The organism is Hoeflea sp. AS16 (assembly GCF_038900095.1).
GTDB lineage: Bacteria > Pseudomonadota > Alphaproteobacteria > Rhizobiales > Rhizobiaceae > Hoeflea.
The window spans coordinates 437,548-463,115 of the sequence record NZ_JBBMQQ010000003.1; the positions used below are offsets into that span (position 1 = coordinate 437,548).

Consider the following 25,568-nt stretch of genomic DNA (forward strand, 5'->3'; position numbering starts at 1 on the left):
TCCATTCAAACGCTCCATTCACGCATCCCGGGCCGGATGGGAACATACAACTGACATAAAACGGTTTCGACACGGACGCCACCACTTCCCACGGCGACACGGGCTGCAATTGGACCAGTAGCTAAGCCGGCACATGGGCCGGTACTAGGGGGCACAGACGGCGAGGTTAACGCCGGCTGACCCGCATCGGCAATCCGCCTGCAGGCTGGGTGGTGAGCTTTTGCACCGGCCAGGGCCTGGTCTTGTCGGTGCAGTCAAACCGGTAGCGTGACAACAGCACGCCAAGCGCGATCACCGCCTCCTGCAGCGCGAAGGTCGCGCCGATACAGATGCGCGGTCCGACACCGAAAGGCAGATACTGATAGCGGTCAATCTTGCCGCGGTTCTCCGGCAGGAAGCGGGAGGGGATATAGGCTGCGGGCTGATCCCACAGCTTGGTATGCCGGTGCAGGGTCCAGGGCATGACAAGAATCGTGGTTCCCGCTTCGATGGTCACGGTCTCGCCCTTGCCATTGTCCCATTCGTCATCGGCGATCGCGGCACGGTTGATCGAGGGGGCGGGCGGATAGAGCCGCATTGCCTCCTCGAACGCCGCACGGGTCCAGGGCATGGCATCAAGCCACTTGACCGGATCCGGCTCGTCCGCCAGCACATGGTCAATCTCGGCTTCGACCTTTTCGCGGTCTGAAGGCGAGTTGGCCAGGCAATACAGCGTCCAGCCAAGCGCCCGTGCCGTGGTTTCATGACCGGCGCCGATGAAGGTGATGATATTGTCCTCGATCTCGTCAATCGTCAGGCCGTCGGGACCATTGAGCCCGATCAGCAGCGTAAGAAAATCCTCAGGCACGGAGCCGGGATCAGAGCGCATCAATTGCTGCCGGTTGGCCATGGTCTGCTCGACGATACCGCGGAATTTGGCCAACACACGGCGGCCAAACATCCGCCGGATGCGCGGTATCCAGGACGGCGCCTTCAAGAGATCCATCGGATCAACCCGTCCCATGGTCGACAGCAGCCGTTCAATGTCGCCGGCAAATTCAGTTTCTGTTCCGGCCACCTGGCCCGAAAACAGCGTGGCCGAGAGAATGTCGAAGGTCAGCTCGGTCATGTCGACGGCAATGTCGCGCACCTCGCCATTGGCGGCCGCCACGTCATAGCGACCGGTAAAGGCGCGGGACTGCTCAAGCATCTGCTCGGCAAAGCCACGCGCATGGCGCGGCGTGAACACCGGTGCCATGGCCTTTCTCGAGCGCTTCCAGGTATCGCCTTCCGCCGTCAGCAGGCCGTCGCGCAGGATCGGACGCAGGACCAGCTGGCGGATAATTGCCATCTTGTAGTTCTGCGCATTGTCGACCAGCACGTGGCGCACCAGGCCCGGATGATTGACGATCAGCGTGCGTTCATTGAAGAACCTGGTCTTGAGCCATTCCAGCCGGAATGACGGCTCGCCCCACAATTCAAGCGGGTTGCGCATGACGGTGCGGATGATCTCGAACCGTGTGGGCGGCGTAGTTCTGGGGACCGGCGCCGGCGGTACGAATGGCTTGCAAGTCTCTGTCATGACGCCTCCTTTGTGCACCGGCACAGGCCCCAAACACCAGCGCCGATCCGGTAGCCGCGGCCCGTGCGCTCGCCGTCTTTGGGGTCCGGCGCTTTCATCCCCATATATGCATTGCGAAACCCACAATTCCATGGCGTCGCGGATTTGGTTTTCATCAGCCGCCCGCCTATACTGAAAGCTCGTATACGCGGTGATTCGTTGCCGCTTTCCCTAGTTTTCCCGCCCGGCCCTGCCGATCTGGACTGAAAGACCTGCATGATGAACGATACGCCTGAGACAAACCCGACCGTGCCGGCCGAATACGGCGCCGAATCGATCAAGGTTCTCAAGGGCCTGGATGCCGTGCGCAAGCGGCCGGGCATGTATATCGGCGACACTGATGACGGTTCCGGCCTGCATCACATGGTCTATGAGGTGGTGGACAACGCCATTGACGAGGCGCTGGCCGGCCACGCTGACCGCGTAACCGTGACGCTCAATCCTGACGGATCGGTGACCGTTACCGACAATGGCCGCGGCATTCCGACAGATATCCACAGCGGCGAAGGCATTTCGGCCGCCGAAGTGATCATGACGCAGCTGCATGCCGGCGGCAAATTCGACCAGAACTCCTACAAGGTATCGGGCGGTCTGCACGGCGTTGGCGTGTCGGTGGTCAACGCGCTTTCGGTGTGGCTGAAACTGGTTGTCCGGCGCAACGGCAAGATCCACGAGATCCGGTTCAGCCACGGCGTTGCAGATGCACCGTTGAAGGTCATCGGCGATTGCGGCAGCGAGACCGGCACCGAAGTGACCTTCATGCCAAGCAGCGAAACGTTCACGATGATCGATTTCGATTTCGGAACGCTCGAACATCGCCTGCGCGAACTGGCATTCCTGAATTCCGGCGTCCGCATTCTCCTGGCCGACCGGCGTCATTCCGACGCGAAGGAGCTGGAACTGTTCTACGAGGGCGGGCTGGAAGCCTTCGTGCGCTATCTCGACCGGTCGAAAAAGCCGCTGGTCAACGATCCGGTGACGCTGCTCGGCGAGAAGGACGGCATTACCGTCGAACTGGCGATGTGGTGGAACGACAGCTACCACGAGAATGTGCTGTGCTTTACCAACAACATCCCGCAGCGCGACGGCGGAACGCATATGGCCGGTTTCCGCGCCGCGCTGACCCGTCAGATGGTCGCTTATGCCGACAGCTCGGGCATGACCAAGAAAGAAAAAGTGTCGCTCACCGGTGACGATTGCCGTGAAGGCCTGACCGCGGTGCTTTCAGTGAAAGTGCCGGATCCGAAATTCTCCTCGCAGACCAAGGACAAGCTGGTTTCCTCGGAAGTCCGTCCGGTGGTCGAGAACCTGGTCAACTCGACACTGAGCGCCTGGCTTGAAGAGCACCCGGCTGAATCCAAGGTCCTGGTCGGCAAGGTGATCGAAGCCGCCGCCGCACGTGAAGCCGCCCGCAAGGCGCGCGAACTGACCCGGCGCAAGGGTGCCTTGGATATCTCGTCGCTGCCCGGCAAGCTGGCCGACTGCTCCGAGAAAGATCCGGCGAAGTCCGAACTGTTCCTCGTGGAGGGCGATTCCGCTGGCGGATCGGCCAAGCAGGGCCGTTCCCGCGAAAACCAGGCGATCCTGCCGCTTCGAGGCAAGATCCTCAATGTCGAACGGGCACGTTTCGACAAGATGCTGTCGAGCCAGGAAATCGGCACGCTGATCACGGCGCTCGGGACCGGCATCGGCAAGGACGAATTCAACGCCGACAAGCTGCGCTACCACAAGATCATCATCATGACCGATGCTGACGTCGACGGCGCGCATATTCGCACCCTGCTGCTGACCTTCTTCTTCCGGCAGATGCCGGAGCTGATCGAGCGCGGCCACCTCTACATCGCCCAGCCGCCCCTCTACAAGGTATCGCGCGGCAAGTCCGGCCAGTACCTCAAGGACGAGAAGGCGATGGAAGATTACCTGATCACCACCGGCCTTGATGAGGCCGCGCTTGAACTTTCGACCGGTGAAGTGCGGACCGGGGCCGACCTGCGCGGCACCATCACCGACGCGCTGAGAATGCGGGCACTGCTGGAAGGCCTGCATTCGCGCTATGACCATTCCGTCGTCGAACAGGCCGCGATTGCCGGCGCCTTCAATCCGGAACGGATTACCGATCCTGCCGAGTCCGAGGCCATGGTCGCGGAAGTGGCCAGGCGGCTCGACATGATTTCCGAGGAAACGGAGCGCGGATGGACGGGCGTGATCACCGAGGATGACGGGTTCCGGTTCGAACGCGTGGTTCGCGGCGTCAAGGAATCGGTGGTTCTCGATTCCGGGCTGATCGGCAGCCAGGACGCGCGGATGATCGACCAGATGAACGCCAAGCTGCGCGAAGTCTACACCGAACCGCCGGTGCTGCGGCGCAAGGAAGGCAGCACCCAGGTTTCGGGACCGCGGGAGCTGCTTCAGGCAGTGTTCGCCGTTGGCCGCAAGGGCCTGACCCTGCAGCGCTACAAGGGTCTGGGCGAAATGAACGCCGAGCAATTGTGGGAAACGACGCTCGATCCGCATGCGCGCTCGCTGCTGCAGGTCCGCGTCAACGACGCGGTCGACGCCGACAGCCTGTTCTCACGGCTCATGGGCGACGAAGTCGAGCCACGGCGCGAATTCATCCAGGACAATGCGCTGTCGGTTGCCAACCTCGATATCTGACCGGACGCATTTATAGAGACAAGAACAACGCCGCCACCCCGATCCGGAGTGGCGGCGTTGCTGTTTGTTCCATCAGGTCTTGATGGCCGGATCAGCCGCGCCCCTTCCAGGGAACCAGCCATTTCTCGGCCATGCGCATCATGATGTCGATGCCGTAACCGATGATGCCGATCAGGATGATGCCGAGGATAACGATGTCGGTAAGCTGGAATTTGGAGGCGTTGACGATCATCATGCCGGCGCCGCGGTCGGCGGCAACCAGTTCGGCTGCAACCACGGTGCCCCAACACACACCCATGGCGACGCGTGCGCCGGTGAATATCTCCGGCAGCGAATTGGGAATGATGACGTGCCGCAGGATCTGCCATTTCGAGGCGCCGAGCGAATAGGCCGCGTGCACCTTGGAAATGCTGACGCCGGAAACCCCGGCGCGCGCGGCAATGGTCATGATCCAGAGAGCTGCCAGGAACAGCAGGATGATCTTGCCCTCCTCGCCGATGCCGAACCAGATGATGATCAGCGGAATCAGCGCCAAGGGCGGGACCGGGCGCATGAACTCGACAATCGGGTCGAACCAGCCGCGGAACCAGTTGGACAGGCCCATGGCATAACCCAGCGGAATGCCGATGATCGAGCCAATGACGAAGCCGACCAGAACCCGGCCGAGCGAATAGCCCAGATGCTCCCAGAGCGAGAAGTTCTTGTAGCCTTGGCTGGCGATCTCCCCGAGCCGGCTGAGAACGGCCTCCGGCGCCGGCAGCCAGATCGGTTCCATCTGCCAGCCCTTGTCGGGCTTGATCGACAGGCTGCCCTTGTTGGTCATGGTGATCTCACCATCGGAGAACCTCACGGTTTCACCCGGCGCGATGGGTTTTCCGTCAATGGCAATCAGGCGGTAGCCCTCCTCCTTGCCACCGATATCGTTCTCGTTGAGCCGGCTGAGAACCGAGCGCCAGGCGCCGATCTTGACGGCGTCATCGACGGCGAAGGTGTGCGGCTTGTCCGAGACTTCGGGAAGCGCCACCTCATCGCCCACCCGGTAGACGCGCAGGTGCGCGACCGCTTCATCCGTCTCGCCGGCGGCATTGCGGGCGGTGTAGGTGAAGCTTGTGTCGCCGACAAAGGGCCCGGGCACATGCAGCGGCGTGATCACCGAACCGGTGAAAGCCCCCCAGATCGCAAACAGCGCAATGATGGACACCACCGAGGCGAAACGGTTTGGCGAAACGGCGCTTTCATCGCCGAAGGTGACGGTTTTCAGGCTGGCGAAATCATGAATGTGGTGGCGCGACCCTTGCCAGAACCGGTAGGCAACATAGGCGAAGGCGAAGATGACGAGGTAAAGCAGGAATACAATCATGCTGTTTCCTCCTGGCGGCCCATGATTTCCTCTTCCATGTCCCAGATCATGCTGAGAATCTCTTCGCGGCGCTCGCCAAATTCCGGTTCCTTCTTGACCAGGCGCAGATCGCGGCCAACGCCCATTTCGGCGAAGGGCAGCTGGTACTCCTTGTGGATCCGGCCTGGCCGCGGCGCCATCACCAGCAACCGCTCGCCCAGGAGCAGCGCCTCCTCGACGGAGTGGGTGATGAGAATGATGGTCTTGCCGGTTTCCTTCCACAGCTTGAGCACGAGACCCTGCATCTTCTCGCGGGTCAGCGCGTCAAGCGCACCCAGCGGCTCATCCATGAGGATGACGTCGGGGTCGTTGGCGAGGCATCGCGCCAGCGCCACGCGCTGCTGCATGCCGCCGGACAATTCATAGATCATCTTTTCACCGAAATCCTGCAGACCGACGGTGCGAAGCAGATTGTCGACGATCGGCCGGGTTTCGGACTCCGGCCTGCCCGCCATGTCGGGACCGAAGGAAATGTTGCGGCGAACGTTCATCCATTCGAACAGCGCGCCCTGTTGAAACACCATGCCGCGTTCCGGTCCGGGTCCGGTCACGGTCTTGCCGTTGAGCATCACCTGGCCATCGGTCGGGGCCAGAAATCCGGCAACAATATTGAGAAGCGTTGTCTTGCCGCAGCCCGAAGGTCCCAGAACCGCCAGAAGCTCGCCTTTCGCCAATTCCAGCGAGACATTCTTCAGGGCCTGCACCGAGCTGCCATTGGGCAGATCAAACCGCATGGAGAGGTCGTCGATAACCAGGTTACCCATGGCTACTCCAATCATAGGGAACAGTGTGCCGAGGACAAACGGCCGGACCCTGACGCGATCCGGCCGTTCATGTTCGTCTTGCCTGCCTACATCTTGGCCGCGGCCGCGAGCGGACCGGTGTTGACCGCACCATCATAGGTGTCGCGCGAAGCCGGGATGTTGCCCTGTGCCTTGAAGAAGTCGCCCACACCCTTGAGAAATTCAGGCGTGGCCTTGCCGAGCCACTTGTCGGAAAGTTGCTCTTCGACGGTCGGGAACTTGAAACCGGCCAGCGTATCGGTGGCATCGGCTTCGCTCATGCCGGCATCCTTGGCGATAACCGGCAGCATTTCCGCCGAATCGGTCAGCCATTTGGCGTTCATGTCGGCGGTGACCTTGAGGAACTTGGCAAGAACGTCGGAGTGTTCAGCCGCAAAGGAAGCCGGCACGGAGGTGACGTCGTAGACGGAGATGCCGATGGCGTCCTTCTCGTCGCCTGTCAGCAGCACGTTGCCATGCTCCTTCATGCGGCGCAGCGAACCACCCCAGCCGCAGACCATGTCGAGGCTGCCCTGGGCAAATGCAGCCGCACCGTCCGGCGGAGCCATGTCGACGACTTCCATGGTGGAGACGTCAACGCCGAAATGCTCCATCTGCTTGAGGAAGCCGTAATGCGCGGCGGTGCCGATCGGGACGCCGACCTTCTTGCCTTCCAGTTCCTTGGCGCTGTCCTTGTCGATTTCGAGCTCTGCCTTGACCACGCAGTTGTCATTGTCGTTGTAGACCACGGCAATGTCGGCAACCTGCAGGTCCTGACCGGCGGAGGTCGCGACCACGAAGGGCGGAACGCCCTGGCTCACCGAAATATGGACATCGCCCGAGGCCATCGCCGCCGACATCGCGGTTCCGGCGTCGAAGGACTTCCAGTTGACCTTCATGCCAAGCGCTTCATCATACAGGCCCTTGACCTTGGCGTACTGGAACGGCATCGGCCATTCCAGAAAGTAGGCAACCGTGATCTCTTCGGCCTTGGCGACCGATGCAGTGGCGACCATGGCAATGCCGGCCAACAATGCGGAAATTCTTGTTGCAGCTTTCATGTGATGCTCCCTGTCCGGGCCAGCATAACGCCGGCCTTTCGATTGCAATTCATAGCCGGTCGAACCTGAGGCCTCCGGCGCTGTTCCCGTTTTCTTGGCGTTCTTTGCAGTCATCTTGCGCCAACATTGCGAAGTCGATCAAGTCAGTGCTCAAAGCCATAGCGCCAATTTGCGCTGCAACATTGTACCAGTTTTCTTTCAATCATGCAGGTCATTGGATTTGTTGATGTTTTTCTGGCCATATGGCCGAGCATCCACTGGCCCTATTCTCTTGCCAAGCACTTCGGCGATGGTTTTGACGCCGGAGAACCGGCCATAACCATTTTTCCCGGGAGGGACCGCTCATGAACCTGCCCATCCAGACCAACGATATCCAGGCTGTTGTCGAGGCCGACAGGGCTCATGTCTGGCATCACCTGATCCAGCATAAGCCGTTTGAAACCATCGATCCGCGCATCATGGTCGAGGGCCGCGGCATGCGGGTGTGGGACGCGACCGGAAAAGAGCATCTCGACGCTGTCTCAGGCGGTGTCTGGACGGTCAATGTCGGCTATGGCCGTGAGAGCATCGCCAATGCGGTGCGCGACCAGCTGGTGAAAATGAACTATTTCGCCAACAGCGCCGGATCAATTCCGGGCGCGCTTTTCGCCAAGAAGCTGATCGAGAAAATGCCCGGTTTGAGCCGGGTCTACTATTCGAACTCAGGATCTGAGGCCAATGAAAAGGCCTTCAAGATGATCCGGCAGATTTCGCACCGGCATCATGGCGGCCGCAAATACAAGATTCTCTACCGGGACCGCGACTATCACGGCACAACACTGGCCACGCTGTCGGCGGGCGGGCAGCCACAACGGGCCGAACAGTATGGCCCGATGGCGCCGGGTTTCGTCATGGTGCCGCACTGCCTCGAATACCGCAGCCAGTATCCCGATGCGGAAAGCTACGGCCTTGCCGCGGCCAATGCGATCGAGGAGGTGATCCTGCGCGAAGGCCCCGACACCGTCGGCGGGTTGTGCCTCGAGCCGATCACCGCGGGCGGTGGCGTGATCACCCCGCCTCCGGGCTACTGGGAACGGGTTCAGGAGATCTGCTCCAAGTACAATATCCTGCTGCATCTCGACGAGGTGGTTTGCGGTGTCGGACGTACCGGCACCTGGTTCGGCTACCAGCACTACGGCATCAAGCCCGATTTCGTCACCATGGCCAAGGGTGTCGCGTCCGGTTACGCCGCGATTTCGTGCACGGTGACCACGGAAGCCGTGTTCGAGATGTTCAAGGATGACCCGTCCGATCCGATGTCCTATTTCCGCGATATCTCGACGTTCGGCGGCTGCGCGGCAGGCCCGGCGGCAGCGCTCGAGAACATGCGGATCATTGAGGACGAAGACCTGATCGAGAACACCCGGATCATGGGGGAACGGATGACCAGCAATCTCCTGGCGCTGCAGGAAAAACACGCCGTGATCGGGGATGTTCGCGGCAAGGGCCTGTTCGTCGGCGCGGAACTGGTCAGCGACCGGTCCTCGCGTGAACCGATGGACGAGAAACGGGTGCAGGCGGTGGTGGCCGACTGCATGGCGCAGGGCGTGATCATCGGGGCGACCAACCGGTCATTGCCCGGCTTCAACAACACGCTGTGCTTCTCCCCGGCGCTGATCGCGACCGCGGATGATATCGACCGGATTACCGACAGCGTCGACCAGGCGCTGACGCGGGTGTTTGCATAGGTCTGCAAGGGGGTCGGAATCCTTGCATCGGGGACGCGGCGGGACAATCGTGCAGCTGCCCCTTCCGCTTGGCTAAGTCTGTCGATATGCTGGAAAAAACCGGCTGGGCGATCGAATGTCGATTCCGATAGACACGTTTTTTCTCGACCCCAAATTCGAGGGAACACTGCAACAGAAAATTCAGCGAATGATCAGCGAGGGCGTCCTGTCCGGGCGCTTCATTCCTGGTGCCAAACTTCCCTCGAGCCGCAAACTGGCAACCCATCTGGGGATCAGCCGGATCACCGTGACACTGGCCTACAGCGAACTGGTTTCGGACGATTACCTGATCGCCAAGGGCCGTTCGGGCTACTATGTCTCGCCGACCGCGCCGCAGCGCACCCGCTTCGACGCGCCGAAGGGCGTCATCACCGATGCGGTGGACTGGAATCGCGCCATCGGTCAGCGTTACAGCGGCCAGGTTCTGGTCGAAAAGCCGGTGGACTGGCGCAGCTACCCCTATCCGTTCATCTACGGACAGGCGGACGAAAGGATCTTCGACCACAGCAACTGGCGGCAATGTGCGCTTCAGGCGCTGGGCAAGCGGGAATTTTCCACTGTCACCGCCGACAGCTATGAGCGCGACGACCCCGAACTGGTCAAGTACATCGCGCTCAACACCCTGCCCCGGCGCGGCATTCAGGCCAAGCCGGAACAGATCCTGATCACCATGGGCGGACAGAACGCGTTGTGGCTGGCAGCCCAGGTGCTGCTCAACCAGCGGCGCACGGCGGTGATGGAAAATCCCGGCTATCCCGGCCTGCGGGTGGCGCTCAACCTGGCGCGTTGCAATGTGGTGAACGTGCCGGTCGATCATGCCGGGATGCGGCTCGATGCCTTGCCCGAAGAAACCGACGTGGTGTTCACCACACCGAGCCACCATTGCCCGACCAGCGTGACGATGCCGCTCGAACGGCGCCAGGAACTGCTGGAGATGGCGTCGCGAAACGATTTCCTGATTGTCGAGGATGACTACGAGTTCGAAATGTCGTTCCTCAACCCGCCGGCCCCGGCGCTCAAGTCGCTGGATGAGGAGGGCAGGGTGATCTATGTCGGCTCGTTCTCAAAATCCCTGTTCCCGGGCCTGCGGCTTGGATACATGGTTGGCTCGGAGACCTTCATCCGCGAAGCCCGCGCCCTACGCATGGTCGTCGTCCGGCATCCTCCGGGACATCTGCAGCGCACGGTGGCGAATTTCCTGTCGCTGGGCCATTTCGATGCGCTGGTGGCGCGCATGGGCCAGACCTACCGGCGACGGCGCGATGTGATGCAGGAAGCCATCGACCGGCGCGGGCTGCATGTTGCCGGCTCGGATGTTTCGGGCGGTTCAAGCTTCTGGATGAAGACCCCGGACGGAATCGATGCGCGCGACCTTGCCCTTGCAGTCAGGGAAAGGGGAGTGCTGCTCGAGCCGGGTCATTTCTTCTTCGAGAATCCCGAGGATGGCAGGCACAATTTCCGCATTGCCTATTCCTCGATCGACAGCGCCCGGATTCCCGCCGGGATCGATATCATCGCCGACACGATAGAAGCGTTCGGCGAGAGATGAATAAAGGCCACGCATCGCGCGTGGCCCTTTCACAGCCTTTGCGGCCAGTCTCAGATTGCACCCTGCTGCGGGCGCATGTCCTCCCGGTTGATGCCGGCAACCACGACCGGCTTTTTCATGGCATCGCGGCGGAACGGCTCGCCCAGTTCCTGATTGAGCAGCACCTCGATGAAGGTGGTCTCGCCATTGTTCATCTGACGTTCGACGGCCTTGGCCAGTTCCTCGGTCAGGCCGCGCTGGTCCTTGACCACAACTCCCCTGGCGCCGCAGGCTTCGGCGATCCTGGCGTAGGACGTATCGCGATCGAGCTCGGTGCCGACGAAATTGTTGTCGTACCAGAGCGTGGTGTTGCGCTTTTCTGCGCCCCACTGGTAGTTGCGGAAGATCACCATGGTGATTGCCGGCCAGTTGTCACGGCCGCAGGCGGTCATCTCGTTCATGGAAATGCCAAACGCGCCATCGCCGGCGAAACCGACCACCGGAACATCGGGCTGTCCGACCTTGGCGCCGAGGATCGACGGAAATCCGTATCCGCAGGGGCCGAACAGGCCAGGTGCCAGGTATTTGCGGCCTTCCTCAAACGTTGGATAGGCGTTGCCGATGGCGCAATTGTTGCCGATATCGGACGAAATGATCGCGTCCTTGGGCAGGGCCGACTGAATGGCGCGCCAGGCCTGTCGCGGCGACATCAGATCGGCGTCGCGCCTGCGTGATTCCTCGTTCCAGACGGTGCCCGGATCGTCGTCCTCGTGGTCGAGCGAAGACAGCTCCTGGGCCCAGCGGGACTTGGTCAGCGAGACCAGGTTGCGGCGGTCCTCGCGACCGGCATCGCCGGCATCATCGGACAGCTGGGACAGAATGGCGCGGGCCACCTTGGTCGCGTCGCCCTCGATACCGACCGTGACCTTCTTGGTCAGGCCAATGCGGTCGGCGTTGATGTCGACCTGGATGACGTCGGCATTCTTGGGCCAGTAGTCGATGCCATATCCCGGCAGCGTCGAGAACGGATTGAGGCGGGTGCCGAGCGCCAGCACGACGTCGGCCTTGGCGATCAGTTCCATCGCCGCCTTGGAACCGTTGTAGCCGAGCGGTCCGACGGCGAGCGGATGCGATCCCGGGAAGCTGTCATTGTGCTGGTAATTGGAGCAGACCGGCGCATCGAGCCGCTCGGCCAGCTTGGCCAGATCCGGAATCGCGCCGGACAGCACCACGCCCGCACCGGACAGGATGACCGGGAACCGGGCTTTCGACAAAAGCTGAGCAGCCTTTGCGATGGCTTGCTCGCCACCGGCGGGACGCTCGAAGCGGACCATCTGCGGCAGCTCGACATCGATGACCTGGGTCCACATGTCGCGCGGCACGTTCATCTGTGCCGGCGCCGATCCGCGCCAGGCCTTCATGATCACCCGGTTGAGCACTTCGGGAATGCGCGAGGGATCGCGAACCTCTTCCTGGTAGCAGACGCAATCGGCAAACAGCCGCATCTGTTCCATTTCCTGGAAACCACCCTGGCCGATGGTCTTGTTGGCCGCCTGCGGCGTGATCAGCAGCATCGGGGTGTGGTTCCAGTAGGCGGTCTTGACCGGGGTGACGAAGCCGGTGACGCCGGGGCCGTTCTGGGCGATGGCCATCGCCATCTTGCCGGTGGTGCGGATGTAGCCGTCACACATCAGGCCGGCATTGGTTTCATGGGCGCAATCCCAGAAGGTAATCCCGGCCTTCGGGAACAAATCCGACACCGGCATCATGGCCGAACCGATGATGCCGAAGGCGTGCTCGATTCCGTGCATCTGAAGCACTTTGACGAAAGCTTCCTCGGTGGTCATTTTGGGCATGGGACAATCCTCCTTGTTGAGGGTTAGAAACCACAACTGGCTAGATCAGCTCTAGTGCCAGTTTGACGGCTTCACAACGCCAGATCAATTTGCCGCCGGTGCCTGTCCGGCAGCATGTCAGTTTCCGTAGAGATAACCCGGCAGCCAAAGGGCCAGCCAGGGGAAGACGAAGACCAGGACCAGCCCGAAAATCTGCACGGTCATGAACTGCATCATGCCGAAATAGATGTCCTTGAGGTCCCAGTCCGGCGCCACCCCCTTGAGGAAATAGGCCGACAGGGCCACCGGCGGGCTGAGCCACGCTGTCTGGAGGCAGACGGCTACAAGAATGGCAAACCAGGTCATGTTGACGTTCATCTCGACCAGCACCGGCTGCAGGATCGGCAGGATGATCAACACGATCGGCACCCATTCGAGCGGCCAGCCAAGGATGAAGACCATGGCAAGGATCATGATGATGATCAGGCTCGGCGACAGATCCAGCATCAACAGCCAGTCGGTGATCAGGCCGGGCGTGCCAAGCCGCGAGAAGACCGCACCGAAGAAGTTGGAGGCCGCGACCAGGAACAGGATCAGAACCGAGATCTCCAGCGTCTTGAGCAGCGCCTCATAGGTGCGTTTCCAGGTGAACTTGCGGTAGCCGATGGTCAGCAGCACGGAGCCAAGCGCCCCCATGCCCGCACCTTCGGTCGGCGTCGCCCAGCCAAACAGGATCGAGCCCATGGCGAAAGCAATCAGGATCGTGGGCGGGACGAGGCCGAGAATGAACTCGCGCCAGACATGGCTGCGGTCACCCGGGATCTGGTCCTCGCGCAATGGCGGACCGAGGTTGGGATTGAGCCAGCAACGCCCCAGCGCATAGACCAGATAGAGAACCGCCATCATCACGCCGGGCAGGATTGCCGCGGCGAACAGGTCGGTGACCGGAACTTCGAGAACCGGGCCCATGACGACGAGCATGATCGAGGGCGGGATGAGAATGCCCAGCGTGCCGCCGGCGGTGATGGTGCCGGCCGCGAGGCGGACGTCGTAGCCGGATTCGCTCATGGTCTTGGCCGCCATGATGCCGAGGATCGTCACCGAAGCACCGACGATGCCGGTGGCCGCACCAAAAACCACGGAAACAAACAGGACGGCAACGAACAGCGATCCCGTCATGCGGGCGAGCATCAGCTGCACCGCCTTGAACAATCGCTCCATCAGGCCTGCCTGTTCCATCATGAAGCCCATGAAGACAAACAGCGGCACGGCGGCCAGCGTCTGCTCCATCATCGAGCCGTAGAACTGCAGGGTCATGAGGAAGATGGTGAGCTTCAGGCCAAAGCCCCAAGCGCCGAAGACGATGCCGAGAAAGATCAGCGTGAAGGAGATCGGGAAACCGATGAAAATGGCGAACAGCATCGCCCCGATCATGAAGAAACCGATGATTTCGGGCGCAACCTCGAAGAAGCTCATGACGGCCACCTTCCGCGGGTCGCCGCGTACCAGGACTTGAGGATTTCGGAGACACCCTGGACCAGCAGCAACGCCACGCCGACGGCGAGCGACACCTTGACCGGCCAGACGACCGGCGCCCAGGTGCTGTCGCCGGCGCGTTCACCCTGCAGGACCGATTTGAGGGCAAATTCATAACCGGCGATCAGCAGGAAGATCATCGCCGGCATGAACAGCACGATATAGAGAACGAGATCGACGCGCCCTTGCGTTTTGACGGTGAAATTGCGGTAGAGGAAGTCAGCCCGGATATGCAATCCGTGCATCAGCGCATAGGCCGCACCGAGCATGAACGACATGCCGTAGAGCATGCGCGAAACATCGAAGGCCCAAAGCGTTGGCGCGATGAAAAACTTGCGGGCGATCACCTCGTAGACCATGGCAATGATGATCGGTACCACCAGAAGGGCTACGACGCGGCCGACCCATTCGGACATCGTGTCTATGCCGTGGATGATGGTGCGCGCCGCCGGATGCATGTCATCGGGCATGCGGGTTGATGGTCCGCCGCGCCGTTCTGCGAGCAATTCGTCGCCGATCGGCAGCATATCGTCTGTTTCTTTGCCGGCCATAATGCCCTCCTCACCGGAATTCCCCCATCCCCGAAGGGATCGATCGATCCGCCCCGCAAGGCGCGGGGCAGATCACAAGCTCATGACATTATTGCTTTCTGAGCGTGTCGGCGTAGGCCGCGCCGAGATTGGCATTGGTGCGCTGGGCCTGGGCCCAATAGGGCACCGCGGTCTTGGCAAACGCCTTCTGGCTGTCCCAGACCTGCTTGAAGAAGGCGTTTTCCGACGCGTTCTTCTCAAGCGCGGCATTGGCGGCGGCCATGTATTCGGTGAAGTACTCCGCCGGCGTGTCATGCAGGATGACGCCGTCCTCGTTGACCAGCTTGTCGAGCGCCTTTCCGTTTTCGTTGATGCGATAGGCCATGGCCTTCATCAGCGATGCGTTGGCGGCCACTTCGATGGCCTTCTGCTGCAGCGGGGTCAGCGACTTGTAGACATCGCCATTGAGATAGAGGTCGGCATTGACCACTACCTGGTGCAGGCCCTGCAGATAGTAGTGCTTGAGCACCTTCTGGAAGCCGAACACCGAATCCGGTTTCGGGCAGCACCATTCGGCTGCATCGATGGTGCCTTTTTCAAGTGCGGGCAGGATATCGCCACCGCCCATGGCAACCGAGGCGACGCCGATGTCCTTGTAGGTCTGGCCCGGAATGCCCGGAGGTGTGCGGAACCGGTACTGGCGGAAATCGGCCATGGTCTCGATCGGTTCCTTGAACCAGCCGAGCGCTTCCGGACCGACCGGCTGCAGCATGAAGCCCTTCACATTGACGCCCATCTCTTTCCAGAGCTGGTCATAGAGCTCCTTGCCGCCGGCATTGAGATACCAGGACATGAAAGCGATATTGTCGATGCCGATTCCCGCGCCTGCGACGGGCGAACCGAACAGCATGGCGGCGGGATGCTTGCCGGACCAGTAGTGGGTCCAGGCGAAGCCGCCATCAATCAGGCCGGCATCCACCGCATCAAGAATTTCCTGGACGCCTACGACCGCACCTGCGGGCAGAATTTCGAATTCGACCTCGCCATCGGTCAGGGCTTTGACGTCATCGGCAAAATCCTGAAGCATGACCACTTCGTCAGCCGTATTAGGGATGACAGACTGGACCCGGATCTTTGTCGCTGCATCGGCAGACACGCCGAACATCGACGTTGCCGCCAACAGTGCGACAGCTGCGACACCCTTGGTAAGCTTGGTTAGTCTCGACATGGGGTTCTCCTCCCGTTTCATGTCTTGCCTTCGAGTATGCGACAGACGGACGTGTCCGGCGAAGGCTTCACGGACAGCATTCGAGAAAAGTGCGAGCGGCCGATCCTGCTCATGACATGCCCCTTGCGACCATTGTCAGGATACCGGTCTCGGGATCGATGATGCCGCGATAGAACATGTCTGAGGCGACGTAGATCAGCACCGCCAGCCCAAGCCAGGAAATGGCCGGGAACCGGGTGAGAATCTTCATGATCAACGTCGCGGCAAAGGCCATCAGCAGGATTGCAAGGCCGAGGCCGAACACCAGCATCTCCGTGTTGCCATCGGCAATGGCGGCAACGGCAAGAACATTGTCGATCGACATCGAGAGATCGGCGACGGTGATCGAGACGAGTGCCTGGAAGAGTGTCTTGCGGGGCGGCCCGGTGTAGCCCTCGTCGCCGTGATCGGCGGTTTCAAGCGCCTCGGCCGCCTCCCGGTCGATATTGTCGCGGATTTCGCCATACAGGCGCCAGCAGACCCAGAACAGCAGCAGCGATCCAAGGAACAGGAGCCCCGGCACGCCAAGAAGCTTGGTGGCGAGCAGCGCAAAGATGATCCTCAGCGCGGCGGCGACAATGATGCCGAACAAAATGGCGCGTTTGCGCATGTCAGGCGACAAGGACGCGGCGGCCATACCAATGATCAATGCATTGTCGCCCGACAGCACCAGATCAGCCAAAACAATGGCTCCGAAATCAAAAAACTGCTGCAGCATCAAGCGGCCCCTCCCATGCCAATTCTGAAAGCCCTGGTCATCTGCGCATATCCTCGCGGATCATGTCCGAGGCTTTCTCACCAATCATAATGGCCGGTGCATTGGTGTTGCCCGATACAATCACCGGCATGATCGAAGCATCGGCGACCCGGAGACCTTCGACCCCGCGGACCCGCAACCGTTCATCGACCACGGCCATCGGGTCCGATCCCATCTTGCAGGTCCCGGTCGGGTGATAGATCGTCGTCGCGGTGTCGCGCGCCCATTTCAGCAGTCCTTCATAATCCTCATCAGGAACTGCCTTGCCGGGCGCATGCTCTTCGGTGATCAGGTCTGCCACCGGGGTCTGGCGGCAAATATGGCGGGCCATGCGGATGCCTTCGACAATGGTGAGCTGGTCCAGCGGCGTCGCCAGATAATTGGGATGGATCAGCGGATGGTCTTCGGCCCGCGCCGAGCGCAACCTGATTTCGCCGGTGCTTTCGGGCCGCAATTGCAGCACCGAGGCGGTAAAAGCATCGAAATCATCGGTATCGGTGGTCGGATTGTTGGCGCTGAAGGGCTGGATGTGGAATTGGATGTCGGGTGTAGCGAGATCCGGTCGGGTTTTGAGAAAACCGGTGCCCAGGCTGGCTGCGAGCGTCAGCGGTCCTGACCGATTGAGCATGTACTCAAGCCCGATTTTGGCTTGATTCAAGAGACCACGGGTCTTGGTGTTGATGGTTGGCGCATTACAACGGAAGACCGGGCGGGCCTGAAGATGGTCCTGCAGGTTCTGGCCAACGCCCGGCAGGGCGTGCCTAAGCGAAATCCCGTGATCGCCCAGATGACCGGGCTCGCCGATGCCCGACAGCATCAGAATCTGCGGCGAACCGATTGCCCCTGCCGAGAGGATGATTTCACGCCTTGCGGCGATCCGCACCGGTGATCCATGGCGATGGCCGCGTACCGCCACTGCGCGGGGGCCGTCCAGCTCGACGTTTTCAACCTGGACATGGGTGAGAACCTCGAGATTGGGCCGGGATCTTGCCGGTTTGAGGAAGGCCTTGGCGGAACTGCAGCGCAAACCGTTTCGCGCGGTCAGCTGGAAATAGCCGACGCCTTCCTGGCTTTGACCATTGTAATCGGGATTGAAGGCAAATCCCGCCGTTCTGGCCGCCTCGACCCAGGCATCGACAACCTGCCAGGACTGCCTGGAACGGGAGACCGAGAGTTCGCCCCGGTCGCCTCTGAGTGCATCGGCTTCGCCTTCCCAGGATTCACTGCGCCTGAACAGCGGCAGCAGGTCATCCCATCCCCAACCGACATTGCCCATCTGCCGCCAGCGCTCGTAATCCTGCGGCTGGCCGCGGACATAGAGCAGGCCGTTGATCGAGCTTGAGCCGCCCAGCGTCTTGCCGCGCGGCCAGTTGAGCGCGCGGCCGTTGAGCCCCTCGTCCGCCTCGGTCCGGTACATCCAGTTGAGCGCCGGATCCTTGATGGTCTTGAAATAGCCGACAGGCACATGAATCCACGGCGAGGCGTCGCGGCCGCCGGCTTCGATCAATGCCACCGTGACGGAAGGATCAGCCGAAAGCCGGTTGGCCAAGACGCAACCGGCTGATCCTGCTCCGACGATGACAAAGTCAAACTCCAACTAAAAATACCTCAAGATGCAATAATTGAGACTTTACTTCTCGTTATTCATCGTATTCACTTCTACGACCACGGTGCAAGGGTGGCTACAACTGGCATTACTGATTGTTCAAAACTGGATTAAGCATGCCAAATTCGGAAGACCGCATCGCCACAAACCTGCGAACGCTGCTGATCCTTGAAGTTGTCGGCACGGCGGGCGAACCGATGACGCCGACGGAAATCAACCAGTCGATCGGGCTGCCCAAGCAGACCATTCACCGGCTTTGCGCCACCCTGGTGGAGGAGGGATTTCTCGTCTACGAGCCGAATGGCAAGCGGCTGCGGGCGGCGCGGCGGGCACGCATGCTCGGCGCAGGCTTGCTGCACTCGTCCCGCGACCACATCCTGCGCCGGCAAGTGCTGGTGGATCTGGCGATGAAGACGGGCGAAACAATCAATTACGTCGTGCCCGAGGATGACGGCATGAGCTACCTCGACCGGGTGGAGACCGGCTGGGCCTTCCGGGTGCAGCTGCCGATCGGCTCCAACGTGCCGTTCCATTGCACGGCGAGCGGCAAGACCTTTCTCGCCAGCCTCAACGCCCGAAAGCGCAAGGCGTTCGCCCACGGCCTGACGCTGGAGCGCAAGACGCCGAAGACAATCACCGACCCCAATGCGCTGCTCAAGGAGCTGGCGGCGGTCGCCAAGGACGGCTTTGCCATCGACAACGAGGAATTCATGGAAGGCATGGTGGCGATCGCGGTTCCGGTGACGGACGAGGCAGGACGGTTTGTCGCCGCGATTGCCTGTCACGGCCCGGATGTGCGGCTGTCGCTCGACACGCTTCGCGGTTTTCTGGGCGATTTCAACGCAGCCGTGAGCAAGCTGCGCGCCGTGATGGCCTGACAATATGGCCTGGCAAGGCCGTTCCAAAACAGAGACGCGCCGCCTAGGCGTCGGCGCCCAGCTCGGCAGCACAATGGGCGATGATCGCGCCGATATGGCGGCAGTCCGCAACAGAAAATGTCAGCGGCAGGCGCATGTCGAACAGGCCTGAAAGAACCCGGTCGGTTTCAGGCAGAGCCTGGGGATCGACATAGCGCCAGCTGTGATGATTTGAGGTGAACCCCACCGGGTCGGACGCACCAAACCATTTCAACTCGACACCCAGGGCCTTGTTCGCGGCGACGAAAGCCCCGGCCAGGGCCGGCGAAATGCCGGGCAGGCGGAACTGGATGGAGCTGCCGACATAGCGCTCTTCGGCAGGGCGGCAGGGCAATGCCACACCGTCGACACCGGCAAGCGCCTGCTCAACGGCCCGGTAGCGCTCATTCCAGCGTTCGATGTTGTCTTCGAGGCGGGAGAGCTGCGGCAGCAAGATCGCGGCGCGCAGATTGTCCATGCGTCCCGACATGTTGGGCGTTTCCAGCCGGATGCGCTCGAAAACATCAGCCGGTGGTGCTGCGCCGTGACGCTCATAGAGCATGTAGGACCCCGACAGAATGATGGCGCGGGCCATGAAGTCCGGATCGTCGGAGGTCAGCAACCCGCCTTCGCCCGAATTGAGGTGCTTGTAGGTCTGGGTGGAAAAGCAGCCGGCGAGACCGAAATTGCCGCTTTTCCGGCCGTTCCACGCAGCCCCCATGGTGTGGGCGCAATCCTCGATCAGGATCAGGTCGTGCTGCCGGACGATATCGGCAAGACGCTCCATGTCGGCCAGATGGCCGCGCATGTTCGACAACAGCAGGAAACGCGCCCCGGATGTGCCCGCCTTGCGGGCAAGGTCTTCAAGATCGATCACGAGGTTCCCGGTGATCTCGACGAGCAGCGGTTTTCCGCCGGCGGCGGCAACGGCTCCGGGCACCGGGGCGAGCGTGAAGCCGTTGGTAAGAACCGTTTCACCTGGTTCAAGACCTGCCGCACGCAGGGCAATGGACAGGGCATATCCCCCCGAGGCACAGGCCAGGCAATAGCGCGCGCCCTGGTAGGTGGCATAGGCCTGCTCCAGTTCGGAGGCCGCGGACATTTCTCCCGGTTCGCTGTTGTAGCGATGCAGCCGGCCTGACCCGAGAATCCTGGTGGCGGCGGCAATGACCGCATCATCCAATGCTTCCTGCTGGGTGAAATTGCCGCTGAACGGTTTCAAAGGCCTGCCTCCTGGGCCAGAAATCTGGCGTTGACCGGAATAGGACGAACCGGGCACAACTCTTACGACCAGTTGCGGAACATTGATAAGGACAACAGCGTTTCTGCAATGCAACAACCAAGCACCAACGCCGACATGAAGTCTGACTTCAGGCGCTACGGAAGCGTGCCTGAACCGCTTCCGGGACTGGCGTCAGGCTTGCCAGTTGGGCGATTGCACCCCCGAATTGCAGGGGTGTGTTGTTGCAATGCAATAAATCCGTGCTAGGCTCCGCCACCGTTTGCGCGCTGCAACAAGTCAGACTCCGGTAAGGATATGACGTGCATGATGGCGCAAACCGGGGCAGCCTGGCTGTCGCAACAAGAGGCATAGCATCATCATGTTTTACCAGATGTATGAACTTAACCACGCAGCAATGGCGCCCATGCGCGCCTATGCCGATGCGATGCGTCTGACGTTCCGCAACCCGGTCAATCCGATGTCGCACACATCGTTCGGCCGCTCGGTCGCCGCCGGATTCGAACTGTTCGAGCGGACCACCCGCCGTTACGGCAAGCCTGAATTCGGACTGAACGAAACATCGCTGAATTCGGGACCGGTGTCGGTCCACGAGAAAACCGTCTGGTCGCGTCCGTTCTGCAACCTGATCCATTTCGAACGCACCCTGCCGGCCAATCACAAGCCGGATCCGAAAATCCTGGTTGTCGCACCGATGTCCGGCCACTACGCCACCTTGCTGCGCGGCACCGTCGAAACGCTGCTGCCCAATGCCGAGGTCTACATCACCGACTGGACCGATGCGCGCATGGTGCCGGTTACCGAAGGCCGTTTCGACCTTGATGACTACATCGACTACGTCATCTCCATGCTGCACGCGCTTGGTCCTGACACCCATGTGCTGGCGGTCTGCCAGCCATCGGTCCCGGTTCTCGCTGCTGTCGCTGTGATGGAAGAGAACGGCGATACATTCGCACCATCGAGCATGACGCTGATGGGCGGGCCGATCGATACCCGCATCAATCCGACCGGCGTCAACGAACTTGCACAGGCCAAGCCGATCGAATGGTTCGAAGACAATGTCATCATGCAGGTGCCGTGGCCGCAGCCGGGCTTCTCGCGTTCGGTTTATCCCGGCTTTCTGCAATTGTCCGGCTTCATGACCATGAACCTTGACCGCCACATGATCGCACAGAAGGATTTCTTCCTGCACCTGGTCAAGGACGATGGCGATTCCGCCGAGCGGCACCGGGAATTCTACGACGAATACCTCGCGGTCATGGACATGACGGCTGAATTCTACCTGCAGACCGTCGACACGGTGTTCATCAAGCACTCGCTGCCGAAGGGCGAAATGATGCATCGCGACCGCAAGGTCGACACCAAGGCCATCCGCAATGTCGCGCTTTTGACGGTCGAAGGCGAGAATGACGATATCTCGGGTCTGGGCCAGACCAAGGCGGCGCAGACCATCTGCCCGAACATTCCCGACGAGATGCGGCACCATTACGTCCAGCCGAAAGTCGGCCACTACGGTGTGTTCAACGGGTCGCGATTCCGCTCCGAAATCGCGCCGCGGATCCTGGATTTCATGCGCACCCATGCGCGTGGCGAGGCCGCAAAGAAGTCCGGGCCGAAGCTGGTCAAGGGCGGCCAGAGCAACTGAACCCTATTTGAAGCGCATTTTAGAGATCCGATATTTCTCTTTTAAAACAGGGGAATATCGGATTCCTGCAGCCATTTTCTTGAATAGGGCCGCGGTCCATACCACATCAAATTCACAAGGGAACGATCCCCGCTTCCCTTCACCAGATGAGGTTTTGACCGATGACACAGACCGCATTGATCCGTCCCGCCTGGACACCCGCCACCATCGCCCTGATGGTTCTTGGCTTCATGGTGTTCTGGCCGCTTGGCCTTGCCATGCTCGCCTACATTATCTGGGGCGACCGGCTTGAAGGCTTCAAGGCAGACGTGAATCGCGCCACCGACAACTTCGCATGCTCGTTCCGCAAGAGCACCAGCGGCATGCAGGGGGCACGCGCCAGCAGCGGCAATGCTGCCTTCGACGACTGGCGCGATGCCGAACTGGCGCGGCTTGATGAAGAGCGCAAGAAGCTCGACGAGATGCGCCGCGAATTCGACCAGCATATGCGTGATCTGCGCATGGCGCGCGACCGCGAGGAATTCGACCGCTTCATGGCCAACCGCCAGGCGAGCCAGAACAAGCCCCGGACATCCGGCTCGGTGCCCGAAATCGACGGATAACCGCAACACCCATGACCTCCCCGGAGGGCGGCGTTTCCAGCGCCGCCCTTTTTGTTGGCCGCAGCGCTGCGGCGACAGCGCGGCATTTTCCACCCCTGTTGCGGCCGAATCGGATAAATACTCCACCATGTTTGGACTAGACCGCCCTTCCCGCAAACCAGCGCAGCCGCGCCCCAGCGCGGTCACGGTCAATGGCCGCGACCTGCCGTTGACGGTGCGCGAACATGCACGGGCAACCCGGATGACGCTTCGCATCGAACCGGGCGGCCAGGCGCTCAAGCTGACCATTCCAAAGGGACTACCGGCGCGAGAAATCGATGAATTCCTCACCCGCCACCATGGCTGGCTGATGACCCGGCTGGCACGGGTGGAAGATGCCGGTCCACTGGCTGACCAGGCAACAATCGCCATTCGCGGGGTCGATCACCGGATTGCGATGACCGGCAAGCTTCGCGGCATTGCCGAACAGACCGAGATCGACGGGGTACCGACCTTGCTCGTTTCCTGCCTGCCCGAACATGTCGGCCGCCGTGTCTCCGATCACCTCAAGCGGGTTGCCAGGCAGGAACTGGAAGTCCTCGTACGGACCCACGCGGCGACGCTGGGCAAGCCGGTGCGGGGGATATCCTACAAGGATACGAAAAGCCGATGGGGTTCGTGCACGTCGGAGGGGAACCTGGCGTTTTCCTGGCGGATCGCGATGGCGCCGGATTTCGTCATCGACTATCTCGCCGCCCACGAAGTCGCGCATCTGAAGGAAATGAACCACGGGCCGGATTTCTGGGCCACCTGCAAAGCGCTTTGCCCACGCACCAACGAAGCCAAACGCTGGCTCAAGCAGAACGGATCGCGGCTGTTCGCCGTCAGCTTCTAGGCCGGCCATCCGGGCGGACAGATCGTCACTGCCGACGCATCCATATCTCGACTCTCAGGCCGTTTTGTGCGACTTCAGCGCCATGACACTACAGATCAAGATTTGCGGTCTGAGCACACCCGAGGCGGTGGATCGCGCAGCCAGTCTGGGCGCCGACATGGCCGGGTTCATCTTTTTCGAGAAGAGCCCCCGGCACGTGGCCAACGAGACAGCGGCCGAGCTGGCCGGACGGGCGCGGTCACGTGGCCTGGAAACCGTCGCGGTGACCGTCGACATGGACGATGCCGGCCTCGACGGGATCGTTGCTGCGGTCAAACCCGACTGGTTGCAGTTGCATGGCAGCGAAAGCCCGCAGCGCACCGCTTATGTGAAGGCCCGGTACGGTTTGCCGGTGATGAAGGCCTTTGCCATTCGCGAAGCCTCCGATCTCGAGCGGATCGCGCCCTATCAGGGCATCGCCGACCGGTTCCTGTTTGACGCCAAACCGCCAAAAGGATCCGATCTTCCCGGCGGCAATGGCGTCAGCTTTGACTGGCGGCACCTTGCCATGCTTGACGGGGCTGCCAGTTACATGCTTTCCGGTGGGTTGACCAAAGACAATGTCGGCGAGGCGCTTGATATCAGCCGGGCGCCGGGTGTCGATGTCTCCTCCGGTGTTGAATGCGCGCCCGGGATCAAGGACCTCGGCATGATGAATGACTTTGTCCAGGCCGTCCGCGATGCGGACAATGTGAGAACAGGCAAGGGACGGTCTCAGGAGTAGATGATTTGAACCAGACAAGTACCCCGAATTCATTCCGTACCGGCCCTGATGAGCAAGGCATGTTCGGCATCTTTGGTGGCCGTTTCGTTGCCGAAACGCTGATGCCGCTGATCCTTGAGCTGGAAGAGGAATGGACCAAGGCGAAAGCCGATCCGGCCTTCCGCGCCGAGCTCGACCATCTCAACGCGCATTATGTCGGACGGCCGTCGCCGCTCTATTTCGCCGAGCGGCTGACCGAGCATCTCGGCGGCGCCAAGGTCTATTTCAAGCGCGACGAGCTCAACCACACCGGTTCGCACAAGATCAACAACTGCATCGGCCAGATTCTTCTGGCCAAGCGCATGGGCAAGACCCGGATCATCGCCGAAACCGGTGCCGGCCAGCATGGTGTGGCTTCGGCCACCGTTGCCGCGCGCTTTGGCTATCCGTGCGAAGTCTACATGGGCTCCACCGATGTGCAACGGCAGGCGCCGAACGTGTTCCGGATGAAGCTGCTGGGCGCGCAGGTGCACCCGGTCACATCGGGTCACGGCACGCTGAAGGACGCTATGAACGAGGCGCTTCGGGACTGGGTGACCAATGTCGACGATACCTATTACCTGATCGGCACCGCCGCAGGTCCGCATCCCTATCCGGAAATGGTTCGCACCTTCCAGTCTGTGATCGGTCAGGAAACCCGCGAACAGATGATGGCGGCAGAAGGCCGGTTGCCGGACATGCTGATTGCAGCTGTCGGCGGCGGTTCCAACGCCATCGGCCTGTTCCATCCGTTCCTTGACGACAAGGACGTGCAGATTGTCGGTGTCGAGGCCGGCGGCAAGGGCCTGGAAGGCGAAGAGCACTGCGCCTCGCTGACCGCCGGTTCGCCCGGCGTGCTGCACGGCAACCGCACCTACCTGCTGCAGGACAGCGACGGGCAGATCAAGGAAGGCCATTCCATTTCGGCCGGCCTCGATTATCCCGGCATCGGGCCGGAGCATTCCTGGCTGAAGGAATCCAACCGGGTCGAATATGTGCCGATCATGGATACGGAAGCACTGGAAGCCTTCCAGCTGCTGACCAGGCTTGAAGGCATCATTCCGGCGCTGGAGCCCAGCCATGCGCTGGCGGAAGTGATCAAGCGGGCACCGAAAATGGGCAAGGACCAGATCATCGTGATGAACCTGTGTGGCCGCGGCGACAAGGACATCTTCACCGTCGGCAAGATTCTCGGCGTGGAGCTCTGA

General features: G+C 61.2%; 20 protein-coding genes. 9 read left to right on the forward strand and 11 right to left on the reverse strand.

The features are described 5' to 3' along the window. Positions 1-166: 166 nt before the first annotated feature. Complete coding sequence (locus WNY80_RS10455; protein WP_342887304.1) at positions 167-1,561, reverse strand: cytochrome P450; 1,395 nt, start codon at positions 1,559-1,561, stop codon at positions 167-169. Between the two features lie 258 nt (positions 1,562-1,819). Between WNY80_RS10455 and gyrB the strand changes: the two genes are divergently transcribed. Further along, positions 1,820-4,255: a DNA topoisomerase (ATP-hydrolyzing) subunit B gene (gyrB, locus tag WNY80_RS10460; protein WP_342887490.1), complete on the forward strand. Its 2,436-nt coding sequence runs from the start codon at positions 1,820-1,822 to the stop codon at positions 4,253-4,255. A gap of 91 nt (positions 4,256-4,346) precedes the next feature. Here the strand turns inward: gyrB and WNY80_RS10465 are convergent, their stop codons facing one another. From WNY80_RS10465 to WNY80_RS10475, 3 genes are all read right to left on the reverse strand, one after another. Next, complete coding sequence (locus WNY80_RS10465) at positions 4,347-5,615, reverse strand: ABC transporter permease subunit (RefSeq protein WP_342887305.1); 1,269 nt, start codon at positions 5,613-5,615, stop codon at positions 4,347-4,349. Continuing rightward, positions 5,612-6,418 (reverse strand): ABC transporter ATP-binding protein, encoded by an 807-nt coding sequence (locus WNY80_RS10470; RefSeq protein WP_342887306.1) that lies wholly within the window; start codon positions 6,416-6,418, stop codon positions 5,612-5,614. The genes WNY80_RS10465 and WNY80_RS10470 overlap by 4 nt, the downstream gene beginning before the upstream one ends. An 86-nt stretch (positions 6,419-6,504) precedes the next feature. Then, positions 6,505-7,497 carry an ABC transporter substrate-binding protein gene (locus WNY80_RS10475; RefSeq protein WP_342887307.1) on the reverse strand — a complete coding sequence of 331 codons (993 nt, stop codon included), beginning with the start codon at positions 7,495-7,497 and terminating at the stop codon, positions 6,505-6,507. Between the two features lie 344 nt (positions 7,498-7,841). On the opposite strand from WNY80_RS10475, the gene WNY80_RS10480 reads away from it, so the two are divergent. Both WNY80_RS10480 and WNY80_RS10485 read left to right on the forward strand, forming a co-directional pair. Continuing rightward, positions 7,842-9,224 (forward strand): aminotransferase class III-fold pyridoxal phosphate-dependent enzyme, encoded by a 1,383-nt coding sequence (locus WNY80_RS10480; protein WP_342887308.1) that lies wholly within the window; start codon positions 7,842-7,844, stop codon positions 9,222-9,224. A 115-nt stretch (positions 9,225-9,339) separates the two neighbouring features. Continuing rightward, the gene (locus tag WNY80_RS10485; RefSeq protein ID WP_342887309.1) at positions 9,340-10,812 is read left to right on the forward strand and encodes a PLP-dependent aminotransferase family protein; all 1,473 of its coding nucleotides are present in this window, start codon (positions 9,340-9,342) and stop codon (positions 10,810-10,812) included. 50 nt (positions 10,813-10,862) lie between these two features. On the opposite strand, the gene xsc is transcribed toward WNY80_RS10485, so the two are convergent. The 6 genes from xsc to WNY80_RS10515 form a co-directional block, all read right to left on the reverse strand. Next, the gene (xsc, locus tag WNY80_RS10490) at positions 10,863-12,647 is read right to left on the reverse strand and encodes a sulfoacetaldehyde acetyltransferase (protein WP_342887310.1); all 1,785 of its coding nucleotides are present in this window, start codon (positions 12,645-12,647) and stop codon (positions 10,863-10,865) included. Positions 12,648-12,764: 117 nt separating this feature from the next. After that, positions 12,765-14,102 carry a TRAP transporter large permease subunit gene (locus WNY80_RS10495; protein ID WP_342887311.1) on the reverse strand — a complete coding sequence of 446 codons (1,338 nt, stop codon included), beginning with the start codon at positions 14,100-14,102 and terminating at the stop codon, positions 12,765-12,767. Continuing rightward, entirely contained in the window at positions 14,099-14,713 is a 615-nt protein-coding gene (locus WNY80_RS10500; RefSeq protein ID WP_342887312.1) for a TRAP transporter small permease subunit, read from the reverse strand. Before WNY80_RS10500 ends, WNY80_RS10495 begins: the two co-directional genes overlap by 4 nt. 88 nt (positions 14,714-14,801) lie before the next feature. Next, the gene (locus WNY80_RS10505) at positions 14,802-15,920 is read right to left on the reverse strand and encodes a TRAP transporter substrate-binding protein (protein ID WP_342887313.1); all 1,119 of its coding nucleotides are present in this window, start codon (positions 15,918-15,920) and stop codon (positions 14,802-14,804) included. 109 nt (positions 15,921-16,029) lie between these two features. Next, the gene (locus tag WNY80_RS10510; RefSeq protein ID WP_342887314.1) at positions 16,030-16,677 is read right to left on the reverse strand and encodes a YjbE family putative metal transport protein; all 648 of its coding nucleotides are present in this window, start codon (positions 16,675-16,677) and stop codon (positions 16,030-16,032) included. 37 nt (positions 16,678-16,714) lie between these two features. Beyond that, positions 16,715-18,313 (reverse strand): GMC family oxidoreductase N-terminal domain-containing protein, encoded by a 1,599-nt coding sequence (locus WNY80_RS10515; RefSeq protein WP_342887315.1) that lies wholly within the window; start codon positions 18,311-18,313, stop codon positions 16,715-16,717. A gap of 125 nt (positions 18,314-18,438) precedes the next feature. Here WNY80_RS10515 and WNY80_RS10520 point away from each other — a divergent pair, with 125 nt between their 5' ends. Further along, positions 18,439-19,200, forward strand: a complete 762-nt coding sequence (locus tag WNY80_RS10520; RefSeq protein ID WP_342887316.1) for an IclR family transcriptional regulator — start codon at positions 18,439-18,441, stop codon at positions 19,198-19,200. 43 nt (positions 19,201-19,243) lie between these two features. Here WNY80_RS10520 and WNY80_RS10525 read toward each other — a convergent pair whose 3' ends face one another. Next, positions 19,244-20,440, reverse strand: a complete 1,197-nt coding sequence (locus WNY80_RS10525; protein WP_342887317.1) for a DegT/DnrJ/EryC1/StrS aminotransferase family protein — start codon at positions 20,438-20,440, stop codon at positions 19,244-19,246. A 379-nt stretch (positions 20,441-20,819) separates the two neighbouring features. Between WNY80_RS10525 and WNY80_RS10530 the strand changes: the two genes are divergently transcribed. The 5 genes from WNY80_RS10530 (at position 20,820) to trpB (ending at position 25,568) form a co-directional block, all read left to right on the forward strand. Next, positions 20,820-22,103, forward strand: a complete 1,284-nt coding sequence (locus tag WNY80_RS10530; protein WP_342887318.1) for a polyhydroxyalkanoate depolymerase — start codon at positions 20,820-20,822, stop codon at positions 22,101-22,103. Between the two features lie 161 nt (positions 22,104-22,264). Continuing rightward, positions 22,265-22,705 carry a DUF2852 domain-containing protein gene (locus WNY80_RS10535; protein ID WP_342887319.1) on the forward strand — a complete coding sequence of 147 codons (441 nt, stop codon included), beginning with the start codon at positions 22,265-22,267 and terminating at the stop codon, positions 22,703-22,705. Between the two features lie 127 nt (positions 22,706-22,832). Then, positions 22,833-23,579, forward strand: a complete 747-nt coding sequence (locus WNY80_RS10540; RefSeq protein WP_342887320.1) for a M48 family metallopeptidase — start codon at positions 22,833-22,835, stop codon at positions 23,577-23,579. A gap of 82 nt (positions 23,580-23,661) precedes the next feature. Continuing rightward, the gene (locus WNY80_RS10545; RefSeq protein WP_342887321.1) at positions 23,662-24,342 is read left to right on the forward strand and encodes a phosphoribosylanthranilate isomerase; all 681 of its coding nucleotides are present in this window, start codon (positions 23,662-23,664) and stop codon (positions 24,340-24,342) included. Between the two features lie 5 nt (positions 24,343-24,347). Next, positions 24,348-25,568 (forward strand): tryptophan synthase subunit beta, encoded by a 1,221-nt coding sequence (gene trpB, locus WNY80_RS10550; protein WP_342887322.1) that lies wholly within the window; start codon positions 24,348-24,350, stop codon positions 25,566-25,568.